10 protein-coding genes are annotated in these 21,969 nt (G+C 65.8%); 2 read left to right on the plus strand and 8 right to left on the minus strand.

What is annotated here, in order from left to right:
* Positions 1-143: 143 nt before the first annotated feature.
* From ACEN98_RS32205 to ACEN98_RS32240, 8 genes are all read right to left on the minus strand, one after another.
* The gene (locus ACEN98_RS32205) at positions 144-1,223 is read right to left on the minus strand and encodes an SGNH/GDSL hydrolase family protein (protein WP_413388901.1); all 1,080 of its coding nucleotides are present in this window, start codon (positions 1,221-1,223) and stop codon (positions 144-146) included.
* On the minus strand, positions 1,220-2,320 hold the full coding sequence (locus tag ACEN98_RS32210; protein WP_413388902.1) for a glycosyl hydrolase: 1,101 nt from the start codon (positions 2,318-2,320) through the stop codon (positions 1,220-1,222). The genes ACEN98_RS32205 and ACEN98_RS32210 overlap by 4 nt, the downstream gene beginning before the upstream one ends.
* Positions 2,317-5,193 (minus strand): TIM-barrel domain-containing protein, encoded by a 2,877-nt coding sequence (locus tag ACEN98_RS32215; protein ID WP_413388903.1) that lies wholly within the window; start codon positions 5,191-5,193, stop codon positions 2,317-2,319. Before ACEN98_RS32215 ends, ACEN98_RS32210 begins: the two co-directional genes overlap by 4 nt.
* Positions 5,194-5,342: 149 nt before the next feature.
* Positions 5,343-7,004, minus strand: coding sequence for a DUF5597 domain-containing protein (locus tag ACEN98_RS32220; RefSeq protein ID WP_413388905.1), 1,662 nt, complete (start codon positions 7,002-7,004; stop codon positions 5,343-5,345).
* 85 nt (positions 7,005-7,089) lie between these two features.
* Entirely contained in the window at positions 7,090-10,095 is a 3,006-nt protein-coding gene (locus ACEN98_RS32225) for a TonB-dependent receptor (RefSeq protein WP_413388906.1), read from the minus strand.
* A gap of 92 nt (positions 10,096-10,187) precedes the next feature.
* Positions 10,188-12,452 carry a glycosyl hydrolase family 95 catalytic domain-containing protein gene (locus tag ACEN98_RS32230; RefSeq protein ID WP_413388907.1) on the minus strand — a complete coding sequence of 755 codons (2,265 nt, stop codon included), beginning with the start codon at positions 12,450-12,452 and terminating at the stop codon, positions 10,188-10,190.
* 55 nt (positions 12,453-12,507) lie between these two features.
* Positions 12,508-14,658: an exo-alpha-sialidase gene (locus tag ACEN98_RS32235; RefSeq protein WP_413388908.1), complete on the minus strand. Its 2,151-nt coding sequence runs from the start codon at positions 14,656-14,658 to the stop codon at positions 12,508-12,510.
* Between the two features lie 33 nt (positions 14,659-14,691).
* Positions 14,692-16,608 (minus strand): hypothetical protein, encoded by a 1,917-nt coding sequence (locus tag ACEN98_RS32240; protein ID WP_413388909.1) that lies wholly within the window; start codon positions 16,606-16,608, stop codon positions 14,692-14,694.
* Positions 16,609-17,308: 700 nt separating this feature from the next.
* On the opposite strand from ACEN98_RS32240, the gene ACEN98_RS32245 reads away from it, so the two are divergent.
* Positions 17,309-20,245: a TonB-dependent receptor gene (locus ACEN98_RS32245; protein ID WP_413388910.1), complete on the plus strand. Its 2,937-nt coding sequence runs from the start codon at positions 17,309-17,311 to the stop codon at positions 20,243-20,245.
* Between the two features lie 108 nt (positions 20,246-20,353).
* Positions 20,354-21,934 (plus strand): aldehyde dehydrogenase (NADP(+)), encoded by a 1,581-nt coding sequence (locus tag ACEN98_RS32250; protein ID WP_413388911.1) that lies wholly within the window; start codon positions 20,354-20,356, stop codon positions 21,932-21,934.
* The last annotated feature ends 35 nt before the right edge of the window (positions 21,935-21,969 follow it).

The following is a 21,969-nucleotide window of genomic DNA, read 5'->3' on the forward strand; positions in this document are numbered from 1 at the left end:
GCGCACAATAGCATCGTCATTCCCGCGCAAGCGGGAATCCATACTGAGTATGCTAACTACGTTATTCATTTCGACCTCGTTGGCTACACAGAGTCGACTTCGCGCAGTCAGCATGGGTTCCCGCTTTCGCGGGAACGACCGTTTCACCAGTTCATCTTCTTCTTGATGAACGCCGTCAGGATCCCCGCATTGTCACGCTGGTGCTTCAGGCGCGGATGCTGCCCGTAGCCGGTGAACGGAAAGAACACGGTATCGATGCGCTGGTCGCCGCCCTTGCGCATGTCTTCCACCGCCGACTTGATATAGCCCGGCCACTGCGATCCCGGCTTCGTCGCGTCCATGCTGCCCAGCGCGCACACGATGTAGGCCTTCGGGTACAGCTGGCGGATGCGCTTGACGAACGTCTCGTACGCGGCGATGCGGCCCGCGTCGTCCGGTTCCGGCTGCAGCTGGTGCCGGTCGCCGATCAGCCAGCGGTCGTTCTGCAGCAGGTTGATGACGACGACGTCCGGCGTCCAGCGCGCGAAATCCCAGCGCGTGTCGTTGTTGCCGACGGCGCTCAGCTGGTCGTAGAAGTCCGGCATCGTGAACGGGAACCAGCTGATCATCACGCCGATGCCGCTCTGCGACGTCTGGTGCAGTTCCGCGTTCAGGGCGCGCGCCGTGATGCCCGCGTACGACAGGTAGCTGTTCTTGTCGCGGCCCACGTCGTCGCGGCCGTTCAGCGGGGCTTCGTCGCCCATGCCGCTCGTGATGGAATCGCCGAAGAATTCGATGCGGCGCTTGGGACGGGCGGGCGGCGCCAGCATCTGGCCGCCGTCCGCCAGTTCGAGACCGCGGAACACGGTCGCGCCCTCCTCGCCTTCCGTGCGCTTGGTGATCAGGAAGCTGTGCTTGCCCGGAGCGAGTCCCGCGATCACGTCGTACTTCTTCGAACCCTGGCCCGCCTCGATGATCAGCGGGCTGGCCGTGTCGCCGTCGATGAAGACGTTGAAGTAGTTCTTGCCCTTCTCGTCGTCCAGCGTGACGGACAGCGAGGTGCCCGTGAAGTTGCCGGCGATGGCCGTGTTCGGCCACGTGATGACGGGCGCGTCCGGCTGGGCGAAGTCGATGCGGCCCGTGTACAGCAGGTGCTTGTCGCTGGGCGCCACGGCCACGGCCGCGCACGCGAGGCCGGCATGCAGCAGCGCGGCGAGCACGAAAGTCTTGGTCAGTCGTTTCATTGGGGAGCTTTCAGAAATGCGGGCAGCTCGTCGAGGGTGATCACGTCGGGGTGGCGATACACCTTCGTCTTGTGCGCCGCGTTGTTGTAATAATCGCCGGTCCAGAAATTGTCCTTGTCGGACGTGCCGGCGGGCGCGCGGCCGTCGTTCCACGTCAGGAACCACAGCCAGCGCGCGCCGTCGCGCCGCATGTTGTCGGGATCCGGAATGTAGCTGTTCTCGGTCATGGCCACGGGTTTCGTCGCGGGGCCGATGGCGGCCATGCGGCGGTAGGTGTCGATCTGCGACCGGTACGTCTTGCGGTCGCGCTCATCGTACACGTCGTAACCGGCGATGTCGACGACGTCGTCGCCCGGATACCAGCCCGCGTCCTGGCCATTCCACACCCAGATCAGGTTGTGCAGGCCATGCTCGCGCACGAGCCGGTCGAACATGTGCCGGTACAGCAGTTTGTAGGCCTCGGCATTCGACACGCCGTCTGCGCGCCTGCGGCCCCACCAGAACCAGCCGTCGCCGTTGCTGCCCGACGCTTCGTGCAACGGCCGCCACAGCACCGTCACGCCGGCCGCCTGCAGCTTGCCGAGTTCCACGGCCACGCGGTCGATGTCGGCGTCGATCTGCCGGCCCGCGGGGCTGGACGTATCGAGCCGGCCATCGCGCACGGGGATCGTGAACGCCGTGTTCTTGCGCGCATCCGGCTCGCGCGCATAGAAGTTGCCCTGCGTGCCCGCGCGCGCCGACGGGTCGCGCCAGTGCCAGCAGAACGTCACGAGGCCGCCGCGGCGCGCCCAGGCGATGGCTTCATCGACCTGGTGCGAACCATCGCCCTCCTGCCACGTGTTCATGAAGTCGAAGCCCATCAGCGCCGGATACCTGCCGGTGTCGTCGAACACGCGGCGCGCCATGTCGACGCCGTCGTTCCACGTCAGGTCCTGCTGGCCGGCGATGGTCTGCCGGCCCCAGGTCTGCACGAGCCACGTGTATTCCGCACGCGTGCGGGCGTCCGCCTGCGCGTCCACCGGCGTCGCGCGCGGCGATGCCGCACTGGCCGAGCCGGCCAGCGCGAGCATCAGCGCAAACGGGAGTCCCCGTGTCACAGCTTCACGGTGACGGGCTTGCCGTCATAGGTCACGGCCTTGTCGGCCGCATCCATGTCCGCGCTCGTCGCCACGCCGGCACGCAGCACGCGCACCTTGATCTGGCGCGTCTGCGGCATGCCCTTGTACTGGCCGCTGCGGGCACCGATCGTGACGGTGCCCGTCTTGTCGTCGTAGCTGAACGGGATGCGGCTGAACTCACCGCGCTCGTACGCATTGGTCACGCCGTCGTCCTCGTACAGGCTCGCCTGGCCGTTGGCACCGGCATAGACCTGCAGCACGATCGGTGCGTCCGGCTTCTCGTCGACATACTGCGTGACCGGACCGGTCGGGATCACGGCGCCCGCGCGCACGAACACGGGGATGCGGTTCAGCGGAGCATCCACCTTCGCGCTGGTGCCGCCCGCGTAGCGCTTGCCGGTGTCGAAGTCATACCAGTCCGCGCCCGCCGGGAAGTAGACGGTGCGCTCGCGCGCGCCGTACGACGTCACCGGCGCCACCATCAGCGCGTGGCCGAACAGGTACTGGTCCTTGATATCCTTGACCTTGTCGTCCTTCGGGAAGTCCATCACGAGGCCGCGCATCATGGTGCCGTTGGCGTAGTGCGTGTCGGCCGCCATCGAATAAATGTACGGCATCAGGCGGTAGCGCAGCTTCAGGTAGCCCACCATCGAATCGCGCATCGCGTCGTCGCCGGCCGCGATGTTGTAGATCTCGCGTTTCACGACTTCGCCGTGCGAGCGGAACAGCGGCGAGAACGCGCCGAACTGGAACCAGCGCAGGTTCAGCTCGCGCCATTCCTTCATGTCTTCCGGCTTGGCCTGGCCGCCCGTCGTGGCGCGGTTTTCCTGCGCGGAGCCCACGTCGCCGTACTGGAAGCGGTTCTCCTGCGCATAGCCGCCGATGTCGTGCGTCCAGTTCGGGATGCCGGACATCGAGAAGTTCACGCCCGATGCGATCTGGTCGTACAGGTTGTTCCAGCGGCCGGCCGTGTCGCCGCTCCACACGGCGACCGAGTTGCGCTGGATGCCGGCGAAGCCCGAACGCGACAGGATGAACTGGCGCTTGTCCGGCTGGTCGCGGCGCAGGCCTTCGATCATGCCGCCCGAGTGCACGAGGCTGTACGGGTTGAACGTGATCTCGCCCGGACCGTAGACGGTCGGCCCGATCAGCTTCTTGAAGTCTTCCAGGCGCGAATTCGACAGCACGTCAGGCTCGGTGTTGTCCATCCACCAGGCGTCGAAGCCCTTGGCCACCAGCTTGTCCTTCATCTGGCGATAGTAGATGTCGCGCGCTTCCTGGGTGTACGGATCGTAGTGGCTGTTCTTGTAGCCCTTGCCGACCCAGTCCAGCGCGCCGTCCTCGACGTTCTTCGTCCACATGTGGCCCTTCGCCGCCAGTTCCTTGTAGTTGTCGGTATTGGCGTAGAACTTGCCCCAGATGGAGATCATGATATGCGCGTGCTGCTTGTGCACTTCGTCGACCATGCCCTTCGGATCCGGGAAGCGGACCTTGTCGAAGTCGTGCGAACCCCAGCCGTCTTCCGGCCAGTAGAACCAGTCCTGCACGATGTTATCCAGCGGCCAGCCGCGCTTGCGGTACTCGGACACCGTGTCCAGCAGCTGCTGCTGCGTCTCGTAGCGTTGGCGCGACTGCCAGAAGCCGTACACCCACTTCGGCATCATCGGCTGCTGGCCCGTCAGCGTGCGGTAGCCGCCGATGACGTTGTCCATGCTGTCGCCGCTGATCACATAGTAGTTGACGGCTTCGGCGATCTCCGACGACATCGTCAGCGAATGCCGCTCCGGTGCCGGCAGCGGATCGTTGTGCGTCATCGCGATCATGCCGCCCGATGGCTTCCATTCCAGGTGCAGCTTGACGGGTTTGTTCGGCGCGAACTTCACCTCGAAGTTGTGGTACCACGGGTTCCAGCCCTGGCGCCACACGTCCATGACCTGCTTGCCGTCGACGGTGAGCGTCGCGTAGTCCGACGCGTACAGCTGCATCTTGTGCACGCCCGCTTTCGGGCTCGCCATCGCGCCGTCCCACACGACTTTCACGTCCTTGCCGGCCAGCGCCTTCATCGACGGGAGCTCCTTCGGCCAGAACTCCTCGACGTCCTTCAGGAACTGGTAGGCGATATCCTTCTCTTGCCGGGTCAGCGCGAGCTTGCCGTCGATGTAGTAGCGCGCCGTCAGGCCGCCCGGCTTGCCCTGCTCGTCCGTCAGCTTCAGGTCGCGCGACAGCCACGCGTACGGCTTCGAATCGCCGAAGCGCGTGATCGAGTTCTGGTCCCACAGCAGGCCGTAGTTCTTGTCCGAGACGACGAACGGCACCGACGCGATCATGTTGTGCTGCTGCAGCAGGACGTCTTCGCCGTTGTAGTTCATCTGCGCGTTCTGGTGCTGGCCCAGGCCGTAGAACGCATCCATCGTGCCGTAGTTGAAGCCTTCCTTGATCGCGAGGTAGGGCTTGCCGCCCACCTGGATCGGCGTGATGGTTTCCGCCGCCTGCGTCAGGAATGCCTTGCCGGCCGCGTCGAAGAAACGGACCTGGCCATCCTTCAGCGACACCTGCGCCGAGATCTTTTGTGCCTTCAGCGTCACGGCATCCTTGCCGTCGGCGACGGTGAACGCGCAGCTGTTGCACGGTTTGGCGACCGTCATCAGCGACGGTGTCAGTTGCTTGCCTTCCTGGTCCAGCTTGACGACGTGGACGATGTTATCGGCCATCACCTCGAGGCGCACGAGCTTCGCCGGACCGGCGTCCGGACGCACGTCGATGCCGGTGGCGGTCTTCTGGACGGTGCCCGCGAGGGCGTGGCCGCCTGCGGCCAGCAGCAGCGCGGCGGCTGCGATTCGCGTTAATTGCATGATTGTCTCCTAGAGTAAAGCGACGCCGCTAACGCCGTCATTCCCGCGCACGCGGGAATCCATACTGAATCGGCTCAAGACGCGCAGCATGGGTTCCCGCTTTCGCGGGAACGACGACGATTTTGCACCGCCGCGAGGTATTGTTTGTTTTAGTACGACCCCATCTTCACCTTCAACACCGTCGGCACGGCGGGCAGGTTCAAACCATAGTCGGTCTGGTCCCCATTCCAGTTCCGTTCCATGACCCACTTGCCGTCGGCGTCGAAGCGACCTTCTTCCACCCGCGCATAACCCGTCGGCTTGCCGGCATTCGGACCGGTGCCGGACAACTTCACGCGGATCTGCTGGCCCACGATCACGAATTCGTCCGGGCCGATCTGCGCGATCGCGGCGCCGCCGGACGGCTGGTCCGTGCCTTCCGCGTATTCGTTCTTGTCCTTCAGGTATTCGCGCTCGCCGAACTGGAATTCGCGGAACGACAGGTGCGCGTTCCAGCCGTTCATGGTCACGGTCTGCGGCTTGCGGTCGTCGCCTTCCGCAACGCCGTACGTGCGGCCTTCGTACGCCCACTTCGCCCACACGCGCTGCATCGGCGCGAACACGTCGTAGACTTTCGCGAACGGCTCGATCATGCGCTTGTCCGTGTACTTCGAACCCAGCGGATAGTTGCTGTACATGGCGTAGTCGAAGCCGAACGGCGCGATGCCCAATGCGCCCTTGCCGATGATCTGGTAGACGTAGCGTGCATAGCCCGCCGCATTGCCCATCTCCGGCACCATCAGCGGATTATCCGGGCGCTGGAACAGTTGCAGCGTGGCGCTCACGTTGCTGGACTCCGGCATGTAGATGTCCGGGCCGGCGAAATCGATGTGCGGCGCGGCCGCCTTATAGATGCCGAGGACGTCGTACGTCGGGCCGCCGGAGGCGAAGTCCGCCTTCCACGGCGGCGCGGGCTTGTCCAGCACCGGCGCGCGCAGCGCATTGTTCACGTACATCGGCAGGTCGTACACGGCGCGGCCGGCCTTGGCGATGTCTTCGATGTAGCTGGCGATGGCCCACGTGTGGAAATACTGGTCGGCGTAGTCGCCGTAAACTTCGCTCCACGAACCCTGCTTCGCCCGGCCCGCGGGCGGCGGCTGGTGCGCGAGGACGGCGGCCGGCACCGGCTGCTGGAACGCGGCCTGGGCGCGCGCCGCGTAGTCGCGCGCGACGCCATAGGTGCCCACTTCGTTCTCGACCTGCACCATGATCACGGTGCGCTTGTCCGAGTCGATCTTTTTAATATGCTCCATCAGCGCGACGAAGGCTTTCTTGTCGGCGGCCAGCGTGGCTTCGCCGAACGGCGACAGGCAGTAGCTCGTCTTGCCGTCCTTGTCGATCATGCGCGGGAAGCGCTTGTTGTCGAACTTGACCCATTCCGGCGCGTATGCCGGGCCGGTATTCTTCCAGGTGCCGAACCACAGCAGCACGAGGCGCGTCTTGTGCTCGCGTGCCTGCTGCACGAGCTTGTCGACGTAGCTGAAGTCGAAGGTCCCTTCCTTCGGCTCGATCTGTTCCCACGCGACGGGAATCTCCAGCGTGTTCGCATGCACGTCCTTCATGGCGGCCCAGACCTTCGGCAGCGCGGCCGGGTAGTTGCTGGAATTGTGGGCCTGGCCACCCAGGATCAGGAACGGGGCGCCGTCGACCATCAGCGCGTAGCGGCCGTCCTTGCCCACGATGCGGGGCAGTTCGGGCGCGGCGTACGCGGCGTGGCAGGTGGTGGCGGCGAGCAGGCCGGCGGCCAGCAGGCGGAAGGACATGGATTTCATATGCGAACGGGTCTCCTTCGGTCGCGGTGGTTGTAAAAACGGGCGGCCAGTGTCGAAAATGCGCGGCCGCCCGTCCGTGATGCGCTTAGAACGAATAGCGCAGCGACGCCGTGTAGCGGCGGCCGGACACGAAGACCGCGCGGGTCATCATGCCGATCGACTGCTGCATCAGCTGTCGGTACTTCGAGTTGGTCAGGTTCTGCGCTTCCACGCCGAGCGACAGCTGCTCGTTGATATTGTAGAAGAACGAACCATCCAGTTGGCCATAACTGTCCGACCACGTCGGCAACGCCCACGCGACCGTCTGCGTCGTGCCCGTGGCCGGGTCGACGCGGCGGCCGTCCGTGCCGTTCGTGCCGTTGACGTTCACGTTCTGCAGTGCCTTCGAACGCCATGCCCACGCGAGGCGCGCCGAGACCTTGCCCTTGTCGTACAACAGGGCCAGGTTGTAGGCGTTCTTCGACAGGTTCTGCAGCGGCAGGTTGCCGAAGGTCGCGCCGTTGGTGTCGCAGCCGTTCTGGTTCAGGTTCAGGTTATCCGCGCCGTTCGAGCTGCCCGTGCAGAACGCCGAGTTGACCGGATGGTACAGGTCTTCCTTGCTGTCCACGTAGGTGTAGTTCGCCTGGACGCCGAAGCCCGACATCCAGCCCGGCAGCTTGTCGAAATACTGCTGGTACGCGATCTCCATGCCGCGCGCATGGCCGCGCGCGCCGTTGACCGGGCCCGTGACCGTGAACGTGTACGGCGTGCCCGTCACGCCCGCGACGTTGTAGCCGTAGGACTGGTTGATGATGATGTCCTTCAACTGCTTGTTGAAGACGGCCATCGTCAGCGAACCGGCCGGCGCGAAATACCACTCCGCCGACAGGTCGACCTGGCGCGACTGCACCGGACGCAGCTTCGGATTGCCGGTGCCCGTGCCCGTCAGGCCGACGTTGTTCACGGTGACGACGTTGCCGGTCGTGGTCTGGTCGACGTTTTCCGACAGGGTCGTGTAGCTCTGCAGCTGCGAATAGTCCGGCTTCGAGATGCCCATCGCGGCGGCGAAGCGGAACTGCAGCTTGTCGGTCGCCTTCATGCGCAGGTTCAGGCTCGGCAGCACATTGTGGTAGTGGTTGTCGAAGTCCTGGCGCGTCGAGAATGCCGCGATGTTCGGGATTTCCGGACCGACGACCGTCGTGCCCTCGGCCGGCTGCGTGATGTTCGGATTGAACACCGTGTAGCCGTGCGCCTTCAGCAGCGTCTGCACATAGCGCACGCCGATGTTGCCGTCGATCGGGTACTTCAGGTCGTCGAAGCCGAAGCGCAGCTGCGTGTAGAACGCGCCGGTACGCTCGGACAGGTCGTTGGTGCCGGCCGGGTCGGTGCCGAACGTCGCGGGCGACCACGGCGTGCACGGGTTGGTCGTGCCGTTCGCCTGGTTCGCCTGCTGGCACAGGATGTCGTGGTAGCTGTGCAGCGTGGCATAGCTGCCCGGGTAGCCCGTGGCCAGCGCCACGTTCGGGAACACGAGGGACGGGACCGGGGTGTTATTGTTGAAGAAGTTCGTGAACTGGTGGACCTGCGTCTGGTTCGAGAAGCGCGGATCGCTCAGGTACGCGAGCTGGCCGCCCGTGTCCGACTGCCACGGCTGCGTGATCGCCGCCCAGTTGAAGCTCGGGTTCGAGTTCGTCGTCGTCGAATCGGCCTTCGTCAGGCGCACGCCAAAGCGCACGTCGCGCAGGACCGGATGGTCGAACGTGTACTTCGCATCGGTCTTCCACGCCCATTCGCCGGCATGGCTGTCGTCGAAGTGTTCCTGCGTGAACGCCCAGTAGTAATTGGCCGGATTGGCCAGGTAGGCGGTCTGGACGTCGTCGAACGTCAGCTTCGGCACGGAGCCGGACAGGTCCACGTTCTCGTACGGCATCTTGACGGCCGTGGCGACGGTCGAGTCGAAGCTGTTGCTCGTCGCGCGCACGCGCTGCACGTCGGTGTCGAACTGCCAGTCGCTGTTCGGACGCCACATCAGGTGCCACGAGATGTCGGTCGTCTGCGACTTGCGGTTGGCGGCGCGGGTGTCGGCGCCGAAATCGATGCCCTTGTCGGTGGCGTCGGTCAAGGTGCCGGTCAGCAGCTGGCCGTTGGTGCCGTAGGTGCCGTTCGTGACGCCGATGTTGTACGGGCTGGCGGACGAGAAGATCGCCTGCTCGTCCCACTGCATGCGGTACTTCGACTTGAAGTACGTGAGCGACGACTGCAGGTTCGCGTCCCGCTTCCATTGCAGCGCACCGTAGAGGCCCTGGCGCTTGCGGTCGAAGTTCAGCGTGCGGTACTGCGAGCCTTTCGGCACCCACACGTTCTGGCCGGCGACCACGTCGCTGCGCTGGTAATACGGTTCGACCTGGAACGCGTCGGTACGGGTGCCGCTCTCCGAATACGCGTAGTCGACCAGGGCGCCGATCTCGCCGAAGCCGGTCTTCCAGCGGTCGGAGAACATGAAGGAGCCGGACGGCTGGCGCTTGCCCTTCTTCAGTTCCGAATACGTGTCCTGCAGCGACGCGGCCATCTTGCGGCCCTTGAAGTCGAACGGCATCGCCGTGCGCAGGTTCACGAGGCCGCCGATGGCGCCTTCGATCTGTTCCGCCGACGGGTTCTTGTAGATGTCGATGCCGGCCATCAGCTCCGGCGGGACGTCCTCGAAGTTGAGCGAGCGGCCGCCGTTGGCCGAGAACGAATCGCGGCCGTTCAGCTCCGAACGGGTGTACGACAGGCCGCGGATCGTGACGCCCGAGCCTTCCACCGAGTAGTGCTCCGGGTCGCCCTTCGACATCGTGCGGTCGATGGTGACGCCGACCACGCGCTGCAGCACTTCCGTGATCGAACGGTCCGGCAGCTTGCCGATGTCGTCCGCGACGATCGAATCGACCATCTCGTCGGCATCGCGCTTGAGCGCCTGCGCCGAATCGAGCGCGGCGCGCTGGCCCGTCACGACGACGACATTGCTTGCCGTCGGCGCCCCGGGCCCGGTCTGCGCGGCCGCCATCCCGCCGGCCAGCAACGCGACATGCGTTACGGCCACGGCGATGGCTGTTTTCTTGAACTGATACATTTACATCTCCTCTTGGCTGACAACAGGGCCCATCGAATGACGGTGCCCTTCACTGCAAAGAGACGACCTCTCGGGGTCTGCCTCTGAACTCCTCAAAACCGTGCCGCGTCCAGCCGCACGCTGTCGCCCGGACGCAGTTTCACCGCGACGGTGCGCGCGCCATAGCGCACGGTCGCGGCACCGCTGCCTGCTACCCGGCGCACGACGGCATCGACGAGACGGCCGCGCGTCCAGCGCATGTCGACCTCGAATCCGCCGCGCGCGCGCAGGCCTTTCACTTCACCATCCGGCCACGCCGACGGCAGCGCCGGCAGCAGCTCGATCGCGCCGGCCTGCGACTGCAGCAGCATCTCCGCGATGCCGGCGGTCGCGCCGAAATTGCCGTCGATCTGGAACGGCGGATGCGCATCCAGCAGGTTCGGATACGTGCCGCCGGCATTCAGTTGCTCCGAGCCGGCGCTGGCCTGCTGGGCCGCGCGCGCGCCGGGGCTGGCCAGCACACCGCGCAGCATCCTGTAGGCGTGGTCGCCGTCGTACAGGCGCGCCCAGAACGCCATCTTCCACGCCATCGACCAGCCGGTGCCCGCATCGCCGCGCGCTTCCAGCGTGCGCTTCGCGGCGGCGGAAAGCAGAGGCGTGCGCGCGGGGCTGATCTGGCGGCCCGGGAACAGCGCGAACAAATGCGATACGTGGCGGTGCGTGTCGCCCGGCGTGTCCAGCACCGGATCCTTTTTCTCGTCGAGCCACTCGAGCAGCTGGCCCCAGCTGCCGACCTTCGGCGCCGCGAGCCGGTCGCGCATGCGGGCGAGCTTGTCGCGCAGCGGCTTGTCGACGCCGAGCACGTCCGCCGCTTCCACCGTGTTGTTGAACAGGTCCCAGACGATCTCCTGGTCGTACGTGACGCCGTCCTCGATGGGGCCGTGCTCGGGCGACCAGCCCTGCGGCGCGACGAGGCGGCCGTCCGGCAGTTCCTTCAGGTAGTCCTGCCAGAACGCGCTCGCTTCCTTCATCATCGGGTACGCGACGTTTGCCAGGAACGCTTTGTCCTGCGTGAACGCGTAGTGTTCCCAGAAGTGCTGGGCGTACCACGCGTTGCCCGTCTTGTTCCAGGTATAGCTCATGCCGCCTAACGGGTTCGATTCCGTGCGCAGGGTCCAGCCGCGCACCGGCTTCCCATCTCTAGCCTTGAATTCCGCCGCCGTCGCCTGGCGCCACACGGGCGCCACGCTCGTCACGAAGCCGAAGAACGGCTTGGCCATCTCGGACAGATTCGTCACTTCGGCCGGCCAATAATTCATCTGGACGTTGATGTTCGTGTGGTAGTCCGAGCGCCACGGCGGCGTGAGGCTGTTGTTCCACAGGCCCTGCAGGTTCGCGGGCAGCGAACCGCGCGAGCTGGACGCCAGCAGGTAGCGGCCGTACTGGAAGTACTGCGCTTCCAGCTCCGGGTCGTTGCCGTCCTTCGTGTACGCCAGCACGCGCGCGTCCGTCGGCAGTGCCTTGCGCTCCGCCGCCGTCGCGCCCAGGTCCAGCTGCACGCGGCCCAGCAGGCTGGCCACGTCGCGTTCGTGCTCGGTGCGCAGCTGGTCGGCGGGACGCGCGGCCGCGGCCGCAACCTGCGCCGTGACGCGCGCCAGCGGATGCTCGCCGCGGAAGTGCTGCGCCGCGTCGGCGACATAACTGGTGCCGGCGCCCACGATGACGGTCAGCGCGTCGCACCCCGTGAACACGATGCGGCCGTTCTCGACGGCCGCCTTGCCGCCCTCGTTCACGACGCGCACCTGGCTCGCGTAGTCCAGCGTGTTCGTCGTCGGCGCCTCGTTCGGCAGCGTCCAGCCGGCCAGCGTGCCCGTCGCATACAGCGTGTCCTTGCTGGACGCGAGATGCGCGCCGTGGCGGTCCGACAGCGCGATCGATCCCGTGTACTGGCCCGGCTTGTCCGCCGTCAGGCGCAGAACCATCACCTGCGCCGGGTAGCTCGCCCACGCCTCGCGGCGGAACTGCGCGCCACCGTGCGTGTACGTGACGGTGTGGACGGCGCGCGCGATGTCGAGCGTGCGCCGATAGTCTTGCGCGTCCCTGTCGTGCCCGGGCAGGTCCACGACGACGTCGCCGAACGGCTGATACGTCCCCGTCTCCTTCGCGTCGCCCGACCACAGGGTGATGTCGTTGAACTGCAGGTGCTCGCGCGCGAGCCCGCCGAACACCATCGCGCCGATGCGGCCGTTGCCGATCGGGAGCGCTTCCTTTTCCCAGCCCTGGTCGTTGTCCTGGGCCGGGCGGTCGTAGCGCAGCACCAGGTCGGGTGCGGCCAGCGCAGTGGAGACGACGCCGGCCAGCGCCAGTGCGATCATCATCCGATGAAATCGATTACAGATAGAGGTCATAAAAATCGCTGTCGAAAAGCGTTGTTCAGTTGGCGGCGGGTTTGCCGTAGACGATGCCGCGGCCGGCCGTGCTCATGTAGACGACGCCGTAGCGGTTCATGTCGCCCACGATGAACTGGCCGTCGCCCGGTCCGCCGTACTGGTGGGCATCGTCGTTGATGCGGGTCCAGGTGGCGCCGCCGTCGATGGAACGGTGGATGCCGCGCATGCCCTTCACGTCGCCCCAGATGTAGACCGCGGGGTAGTCGTGCCCCGGCGCCGCCTTGCCGAAACCGACCGCGCCGCAATAGCGCACGGCCGCCAGCGGCGCGAAGTGGGCGCCGCCGTCCACGGAGCGTACGAGACCGCCGTTCTTCAGCGCGACCCACACGTCCCCGCCCCGGCCCGGCGCCACGCGCACGAGACGCGACCCGCCCGCGGGCAGGCTCGCGCGCGGGGCGAACGAGGCGCCGCCGTCGGTGCTGGCGAGGAGCGCGGTGTCGTCGTACGCGTAGAACACCTTCGCGTCGAGCGGATCGCCCACCGGCCGCAGGTTGGCCTTCGCGAGGCCCGCGACGGCAGTCCACGTCGCGCCGCCATCGCCCGAGCGCCAGACCTCCTTCGCCTTTTCGGGCGCATGCAGGATCACGGCGCCGTCGGCCGAGATGGCGACCTGTCCGCGCCTGCCCTTGATGGCCGCGGTCTTCGTCCACGTGGCGCCGCCGTCGTGCGTGACGAGCATGCTGTCGCCCACGCGCACCATCGTCCTCGGATCCTTGGGAGCGTAGGCCAGGCCCGTCGTCGTGCCGATCTGCGGATCGTGGATGCGGCCGTGGCGGGACGGATCGTCGTGGAGGTAGCCGTCGATGTCGCCGATCGCGGAAACGAGCGGGCCGCCGGGAATGCTGACGAAGCCCAGCGGGACCGTCTCTTCCAGGCCGTCGACCGTGAACGTCCACGTGGTGGGCGACGCATCGATGTTCGCGGTGCGGAACACGCCGTTGCCGGACGTGACCCAGACGGCGTGCGTGTCGGCCGGGTCGAACTCGACGGAGCCGGCCCAGTGGATGGAGTGGCCTTTCAGCCAGGGTACGCCGGCCGCGTCGCGCACGAAACCGCGGCCGATCACGTCGGTCCACGAGGCGCCGCCGTCGTTCGACAGGAAGATGCGGTCGCCCTTCGCGTCGCCCTGCGGCAGGAACGTGTTGATGGTCGACGCGACGAGGCGCTGCGGATTCTTCGGATCGACGCTGATGCCGGCGAACGGCCGCGTCCAGCCGGCGGGCGTGATGTTCGTCCAGGCGCCGCTCGCGATCGCGTACTTCCACACCTGCCCGCGGTCCATCGGCTCGCGCCCGCTGCGGTCCGGGTGCGGGCCGGCGCCGTTCGCGAACGTGACGATGAGGTTCCCTGCCCCGTCGAGGATCGCACGCTGGGGCATCAGGTCCACCGGCGCGCCGGCCACGGGTTCGAACGTCGTGCCGGCGTCGTCGCTGCGGTACAGGTTCGGGCCGACGGCGCCGAAGCGCGACACGCCGACGAACACGCGGCGCGCCTGGCCCTCCTTCACGCTGGCGGGGTCCGGCACGACGACGGTCAGGCCCACGTCGTTCGGCGTGGACGTCACCGGCAGCGCCGTCACGCGCGCCCACGTGCGGCCCGCGTCGACACTCTTGAACAGGCCGTCGCGGCGCGTGCCGACGTAGAGCAATTTGCTGTTGCCCGGATCGACGGCGAGGCGCTCACCATCCTGGCGGCCCATGCCGTTCCCGTGCGTCTTGAACTGGCTGGAGACGTCGACGATGGAAAAGGTCTTGCCCGCATCCGTCGAATGCAGGATCGCCGTGCGGCCGCCGTTCAGGTAGGCGATGCCGGCGAGGAGCCAGATGTTGTCGGCGTCGCGCGGGTCGATGGCCAACGCGTCGATGCCGAGGTACCCGGTCTGGTCTTCCGCCACCCAGTCGAGCAGCGCCGTCCAGCGGCGTTCGCGCGGATCCCAGCGGTAGGCGCCGCCCACGTCGGTACGCGCGTATGCAACACCCGGTGCGGCGCGGCTGGGCACCACGGCCGTGACGAAGCCGCCGCCGCCGATCGCCACGCTGTCCCACACGTACGGCTCCTGCTGTTGTGCCGTCACGCGGCCCGCCAGCAACGCCAGAGCAAGGGCCACCGCCGGGGCCAGCTTCATCGACTTCATTACAGCGTCTCCATCATGCGTACATACACCTGTTTAGCCCTTGTAGACCCGGAAGCTATGGGGCGGAATCACCACCTCGTTCACCGTGTCGCGGCTCGCGCCCGGCACCGTCTCGGCCGCCGGACGCGCCTTGCCGTCCACCGCGTGCTTCACGACCTTCACCGTCGTCGGCGTATCGCGGAACGACTGGATGACGTACGCGCCGTTATCGTAAGTGAACAGGCTCACGCCGGCCGGCGCCTCGATGCGGACGGGCGCGTCGGCCATCAGGTAGGTCTTCACGCTGTTCATCACGCCTGGCGGCATACTATACAGGTCGCCGATATTGCTGGGAATGGACAGGATGTAGAGAACGCCCTTCGAATACCGGTTCATCAGCAGCACGGGGAAGCCGCGCGCGCCCGCGACGCCGCGGATGATCGGCCACGCGTCGTTCGTGAAGTAGTGCAGCTCGGGGAACAACACGTCGCGCGGCGCCACCTTCGGATCGTCGCGCAGCGATTCGCCGTTGCCCGCGCCATAACCGTTGTAATAGTCGTTCAGCAGCACCTGGTTCCCCGTCGCGTAGACTTCGACGATGTCCTGGAAGCCGCGGTCCTTGCGCTTCGGATCCTGCGTCGCCTTGACGAAGCCGGACGTCACGAATACCGCCTTTCCCGCTTCCAGTTGGCGTTTCACTTTGTCGAGGATGTCCGGATCGGCCGCCGATGCCTGCGTGAGCAGGATCGTCTGCGCATCCTGCGGGAAGCGCGCGGTCAGGGCGATCGGGATGCCGACATTGCCCAGGTAGTTGGGCAGGAAGTCTTCCGCCGACGACGAGTTGGCCGGGCGATAGGTCGGGATGCCGGTGGGCTTGCCCAGCTGGTCCAGCACCGCGTCGATCTGTTTCAGCGCGGCGCCGGCGGCAAGACCCCAGCCCGGCGGCGCTTTCGCATCCGGGTTCGCGGCCTTCCAGTCGGCCACGATGCGGTCCCAATTGAACGAGGTATCCTGCCCGGCCCACGGACGCTCGCCCGCTTCGGCCGGCGTGTCCTGCGCGGCCGGGTGCCAGTTGAACAGCGTGATCTCGGGCGCCTTCGCGAGCATCGTGTCCCATAGCTGTTCCGCATAGCGGTCGACGTAGCGGATCGAATACGTGTCGACCCAGCCGCCGCCATTCTTGCCGTCCTTACGGAGGGTCTCGTAGTAGCGGATGATGTTGTACGACTCGTATTGCTGCAGCAGCTGGTCGGTGATGACCGGGTCGCGCGTCTCGGTGCCCGCGTAGATCCCGTCGAACATCTCGGGCTGCTGCGCGAGGTCGAAGCCGAGGCCCTCGAAATGCTCGTACCAGTTCGGGTACTTGATGACGATCTTGACGTTCCTGTTGACTGCCCGCGCCGGGTCGATGATCAGGTCCTGCGATACCTTGCGCATGGTGGCGAGGCGATAGTCCGTCCATGTGCGCTTGCCCTTCGCCCTGATGTCGGCGTCCGACTTCGACGTGTAGAACGTGAAGTCGTCGAGGATCACGTGGTCGAAATGGCGCGCCATCAGTGCCATCGCGCGCTTGCACGTGTCGCGGTCCTTGGGCGACTCGTAATCGAAGGTCATGAACTGGCCGTTGAATCCGCCCGCGGCCAGCGTGACGCCGCCCGCCACCTCGATGCCCTTCGCCTGGAACTGGCGCTTCACGGCCTCGATCTCGGCGTCGCTGGCGAAGTGGTTGTCGCGGTAGCCCTCGATGTAAACCTTGTCGAACGGGACCTGGCTCATGGCACGCGCGAACTGGTGCTCGAAGACCTGCGGGTCGACGAGGCTTTGCGTGACGTTCACCGGGATGTAGATCGCCGTCTTGAAATGCTTGTAGTGGCCCGCGGCCTGCGCGGGGATGGGCGCCAGCATGGCATTGCCGGCGACAGCAAGGAAGGCCAGCGCGGCGGCGGTCTGGCGGGCGAGTGATTTACGCATGTGTCTCCGGAATTGTTTTTATGGCGCTAATGACCGGTATCCTAAGCCAAGGGATGTTGGATGCGCAAGGCAAAAATGTTCGCGCTAACACGTCAATATACCGTTACGTGGCTTGTTTAGCATGTTTAGCTGCTAACCCCCGCAACACTACGAGACGGTGTGAAAAGGTAGCGCTGCCAATACACAGATGTTGTATTTCTCACACGCACGAAAAGATTTTTTTGGCAGTTATGAAATCGATTGCGTATAACATCGATGTTGTGACCTTACTGCCGGGGTCAGGCGTGACACGTTCGCACGTGAACGTCCTGTCCAAGGCGGTTTTCACTCTGTACACAGGACCGTGTTCGCTAGCGGCCAAGCGCTCTCCCGGCTTGCCTGTGCACGGCGGCGCGGTCCTGGCAACGTTTTGTTTGCTCGAGCTGTCGGCAACAAGACACGTTGCGTTGTCACAAAACTGGCAACTGAGTCGTAAACAATAAAAATTTTATGGTAGCGTATAACAACCAGTGTTAAGCATCACATCCGCACTGGCTTTGCTAGAGCTTTCCATAACAACACAACCTGATCATCGGGGGAGACAATGAGGAATTTCCAGAAGACCGCGATTGCGGCAGCGGTTGCGCACGTAGCCGTTCTTTCCAGCGCCGCAGCATGGGCACAGACCAGCGCCGACACCACGGCCAACCCAGCCCCTACCGTGGTCCACATCAGCGGCCAGCGCGCGGCACTGCAGTCGGCGCAACAACTCAAGAAGAATGCGGACGAAGTCGTCGATTCGATCGTCGCCGAAGACATCGGCAAGCTGCCGGACCGTTCGGTCACCGAGGTGCTGCAGCGTATCGCCGGCGTCACCATCGACCGCAACATGGCCGGCGACCCGAACCGCCAGTCCGTCGAAGGCTCGGGCGTCTCCGTCCGCGGCCTGACGTACGTGCGTTCGGAAGTCAACGGCCGCGACGCGTTCTCGGCCGGCGGCGGCCGCTCGCTCGGCTTCGCCGACGTGGCACCGGAGCTGATGGCCGGCGTCGACGTCTACAAGAACCCGTCCGCGGAACAGATCGAAGGCGCCGTCGCGGGCCTCGTGAACCTGCGCACGGCCATGCCGTTCGACTACAAGGGCTTCAAGGGCACCGTGGGCGTGTCGGAATCGTATTCGACGCTGCGCAAGGGCGCGCCGTCCCCGACCGGCACCATCCTACTGTCGAACCGCTGGAAGTCGGACACGTTCGGCGAATTCGGCGCCCTGGTCGACTTCGCGCACGCGAAGAGCCCGACCCGCTCCGACGGCGTCGGCGTCGACCCGTATTTCCCGCACGTGAACTCGACCGACCCGGCCAAGTACGACCGTTCCAAGACCCAGTGGATCCCGCTGGGCGTCGGTTACCGCTCGCAGGACTTCGAGCGTACCCGCCGCGGCGACTACGCCGCCTTCCAATGGCGTCCGAACCGCGACTTCACGGCCGCCCTCACCTACTTCAAGACGAAGTACAAGGAAGACCTGGACGAGCACGTCGTCACGTCGTCCGAGGACAAGTGGTACCAGCAGGTCGCGAGCCAGGATGCCGTCTTCAACAGCAACGGCGTGTTCCAGAGCGGTACGATCTCGAACCCGACCTATGGCGGCTCTCCGTTCAACAGCTCGCAGCGCATCAACACGCGTGAATCGAGCACCCGCGACACGTCGCTGAACCTGCAATGGCGCGTGACGCCGGACCTGACCTGGACCAACGACTTCCAGCACGTCCATTCGACGACCGAAGGCTTCGACGCCGACGTGTCGACCGGCTTCATCATGCCGAACCAGAAGATGGACATGCGCGGCAACGTCCCGCAGATCACGCTGGGCTCGCCGGCCTACATGGCCGATCCGAACAACTACTACTGGGCCTACACCCAGGAAGCGCTGGATCACGCCACGGCCACCCAGAAGGCGTGGAAGACCGACTTCAAGTATGCGTTCGACCACCCGGTGCTGCGCGACGTCCGCTTCGGCTTCCGCATGGCCAACCGCGACGGCGAGAACCACAAGGCCCAGAAGTTCTACAACTGGCAGGCCATCACGTTCCCGTGGATGGAGGGCTGGCAGATCCCGCACGTCGCCCGCCTGGGTGATCCGCGCTTCGCCGGCGGCTCGTCGCTGCAGAAGATCGACAACTTCTTCGACGGCAAGTACAACATTCCGGCGATGCTGTTCGCCAACGAGTCGGTGGTGCGCGGCTTCCCGGACGAATGGTCCAAGATCCACGCCTACCACGACGTGCTGTGCAAGGAACAGGGCTCGACCTGCGATCCGTGGAAGGCTGCGACCTTCAACGATCCGGCCGCGACCAACACGCAGAGCGAGAAGACCCGCGCCGCCTACACGCAGCTGCGCTTCGGCTTCGACGACCTGAAGTATCCGATCGACGGTAACATCGGCATCCGCTACGTGAAGACGACCGGCGCCGGCAGCGGCTACGTCGCCTACAGCCCGGCCGGCGTCACCATCCCGACCGACGCTCCCGTCACCGGCGTGGACACGCTCATCTACATCAAGCCGTTCGCGGAAGCCCAGTCGTACAACAACTCGTACCACAACTGGCTGCCGAGCCTGAACCTGCGCCTGAAGTATAGCGACGAGCTGCAGTTCCGCTTCGCCGTGGCCAAGGCGATGGCGCGTCCGGACTTCAACCAGCTGCAGGTGCAGACCACGCTGAACTCGGCGCCGAACCAGACGACGATCCGCGATGCATCCGGCAATACGACGAATGTCATCTTCAACGGCACGACGCTGACCGGTACCAGCGACGGCAACGCGATGCTGAAGCCGACCACGTCGACCAACGTCGACCTGACCGCGGAATGGTACTTCGCGAAAGCCGGTTCGCTGACCTTCTCGGCCTTCAACAAGGACCTGAAGGACATCATCATCACCCAGGACTACGCGTACAAGGCGACCGACGTCAACGGCAAGCCGCAAACGTTCGTGGTCACGGGTCCCGTCAACGGCGCCAAGGGCTACGCCCGCGGCTTCGAGATCGCGCACCAGCAGTACTACGACTTCGTGCCCGACTGGCTGAAGGGCATCGGTACGCAGGCCAGCTGGACCTACGTGTCGAGCGAGCGCACCCTGAACAAGCCGGTGTTCAACGCCTGGTGCTCGGGTAACGACGCGTCGTCGAACTACAACCTGTCGATCAACGGTTGCGATACCGACGGCCGTGCGTTCGGCAAGACCCCGCTGCAGGGCCTGTCGCGTCACACGATCAACTTCGCGGTCATGTACGAGCAGCACGGCCTGTCGATGCGCCTCGCCTACAACTGGCGTTCGCGTTACCTGCTGGGCGTGAACCAGTGGGGCAGCCGCGGCAACAACGGCCTGAACACGAACCCGGCGGCGGATCCGGCGAAGTACCTGATCCCGACGACGAACAACGACCAGGCGTTCGGCCTGCCGCTGTACCAGGCACCGTACGGCCAGCTGGACGGTTCGATCTTCTACGACTTCACGGACAAGTTCCGCGTCGGCCTGGAAGCCACGAACCTGACCAACTCGTACACGCGCCAGATCATGGAGCAGCACGCGGGCAACTTCACGCGCCAGGTCTTCATGAGCGGTCCGCGCTACACGCTGCTGGCCCAGTACTCGTTCTGATCCAACGGGAATCCGCATGATTCGATACAATCGCTGATCGATTCCTGCACACCGCCGCCGCGGCCTTCACGGGTCGCGGCGGCGCTTTTTTTTTAACAAGGAGCCCTCATGAACATCCAAGGCGAAATGATCATCGGCCGCCAGGCCGTGCGCGGCAGCGCCGGCACGCTGCGCGCCTACAACCCGTCCACGCGCGCCGAAATGGAACCGGAATTCGGCGCGGCCAGCATGGACGACCTGGCCGCCGCCTGCCTGCTCGCGGAGCAGGCGTTCGACGCCTACCGCAGCCAGCCGCTCGAGCAGCGCGCCCGCTTCCTGGAGACCATCGCCGACCGCATCATGGACCTCGGCCCGGCCCTGATCGAGCGCGCCTCCGCCGAATCTGGCCTGCCGACGGCGCGCCTGGAGGGCGAGCGCGCGCGCACCTGCAACCAGTTGCGCCTGTTCGCCAAGGTCGTCCGCGACGGCCACTTCCTCGAAGCGACACTGGACTCCGCCCTGCCCCAGCGCACGCCGCCGCGTCCCGACCTGCGCATGCGCAAGATCGGCCTCGGCCCCGTTGGCGTCTTCGGCGCGTCGAACTTCCCGCTCGCGTTCTCCGTCGCCGGCGGCGACACCGCGTCCGCGCTGGCGGCCGGCTGCCCCGTCGTCGTGAAGGCGCATAACGCGCACCTGGGTACGTCGGAACTCGTCGGCAAGGCGATCCGCCAGGCCGTCGAAGATTGCGGCATGCCGGAAGGGACGTTCTCCATGCTGATCGGTACGGGCTTCGAGATCGGCCTCGCGCTGGTCCAGCACCCCGTGATCAAGGCCGTCGGCTTCACCGGCTCGCGCAATGGCGGCCTGGCGCTCGTCAATGCGGCGCAGGCCCGCAAGGAACCGATCCCGGTCTACGCCGAAATGAGCAGCATCAATCCGTTCTACCTGCTGCCGGGCGCACTGGCCGCGGGCGGCGCCAGGCTGGCGCAAGGCTTCGTCGATTCGCTCACGATGGGCACCGGCCAGTTCTGCACGAACCCGGGCCTCGTGATCGCCCTCGCCGGCCCGGACCTGGACGTGTTCCGCACGGCCGTCACCGAAGCGCTGGCGGCCAAGGGCGCCGGCACGATGCTCACCGCGGGCATCCACCAGGCGTACGTCGACGCGATCGCGCGCCGCTCCGGTCTCGCCGGCGTGGAACTCATCGCCCAGGGCAGCCCGGACGGCTGCGGCTGCGCCGCGCAGGCCGCGCTGTACCAGACGGACGCCGCGACGTTCCTGTCGAACAGCGCGCTGGAAGAAGAGATCTTCGGACCGAGCTCGCTGATCGTCGTGTGCAAGGACGACGCCGAGCTGCTGGAAGTGACGCGCCACGTGGAAGGCCAGCTGACGGCCACGATCCACGCGACGGCCGCGGACCGCGACCTGGCCGCGAAGCTGATGCCGACGCTGGAGCGCAAGGCCGGCCGCATCCTGTTCAACGGCTTCCCGACCGGCGTCGAAGTGAGCCACTCGATGGTGCACGGCGGCCCGTTCCCGGCCACGTCGGACAGCCGCACCACGTCCGTGGGCGCGACGGCCATCGAACGTTTCCTGCGTCCGGTGTGCTACCAGGACGTGCCGGCGGAACTGCTGCCGGAAGCGCTGCGCGACGAGAACCCGCTGGGCCTCGCGCGCATGGTGGACGGTACGCTGCAGGTCGCGAAGTAATCCGCCGTCACCGTAGGGTGGGCACCACGTGCCCA

Origin of the sequence: Massilia sp. CT11-137, from assembly GCF_047302885.1 — a bacterium.
GTDB lineage: Bacteria > Pseudomonadota > Gammaproteobacteria > Burkholderiales > Burkholderiaceae_D > Telluria > Telluria orientalis.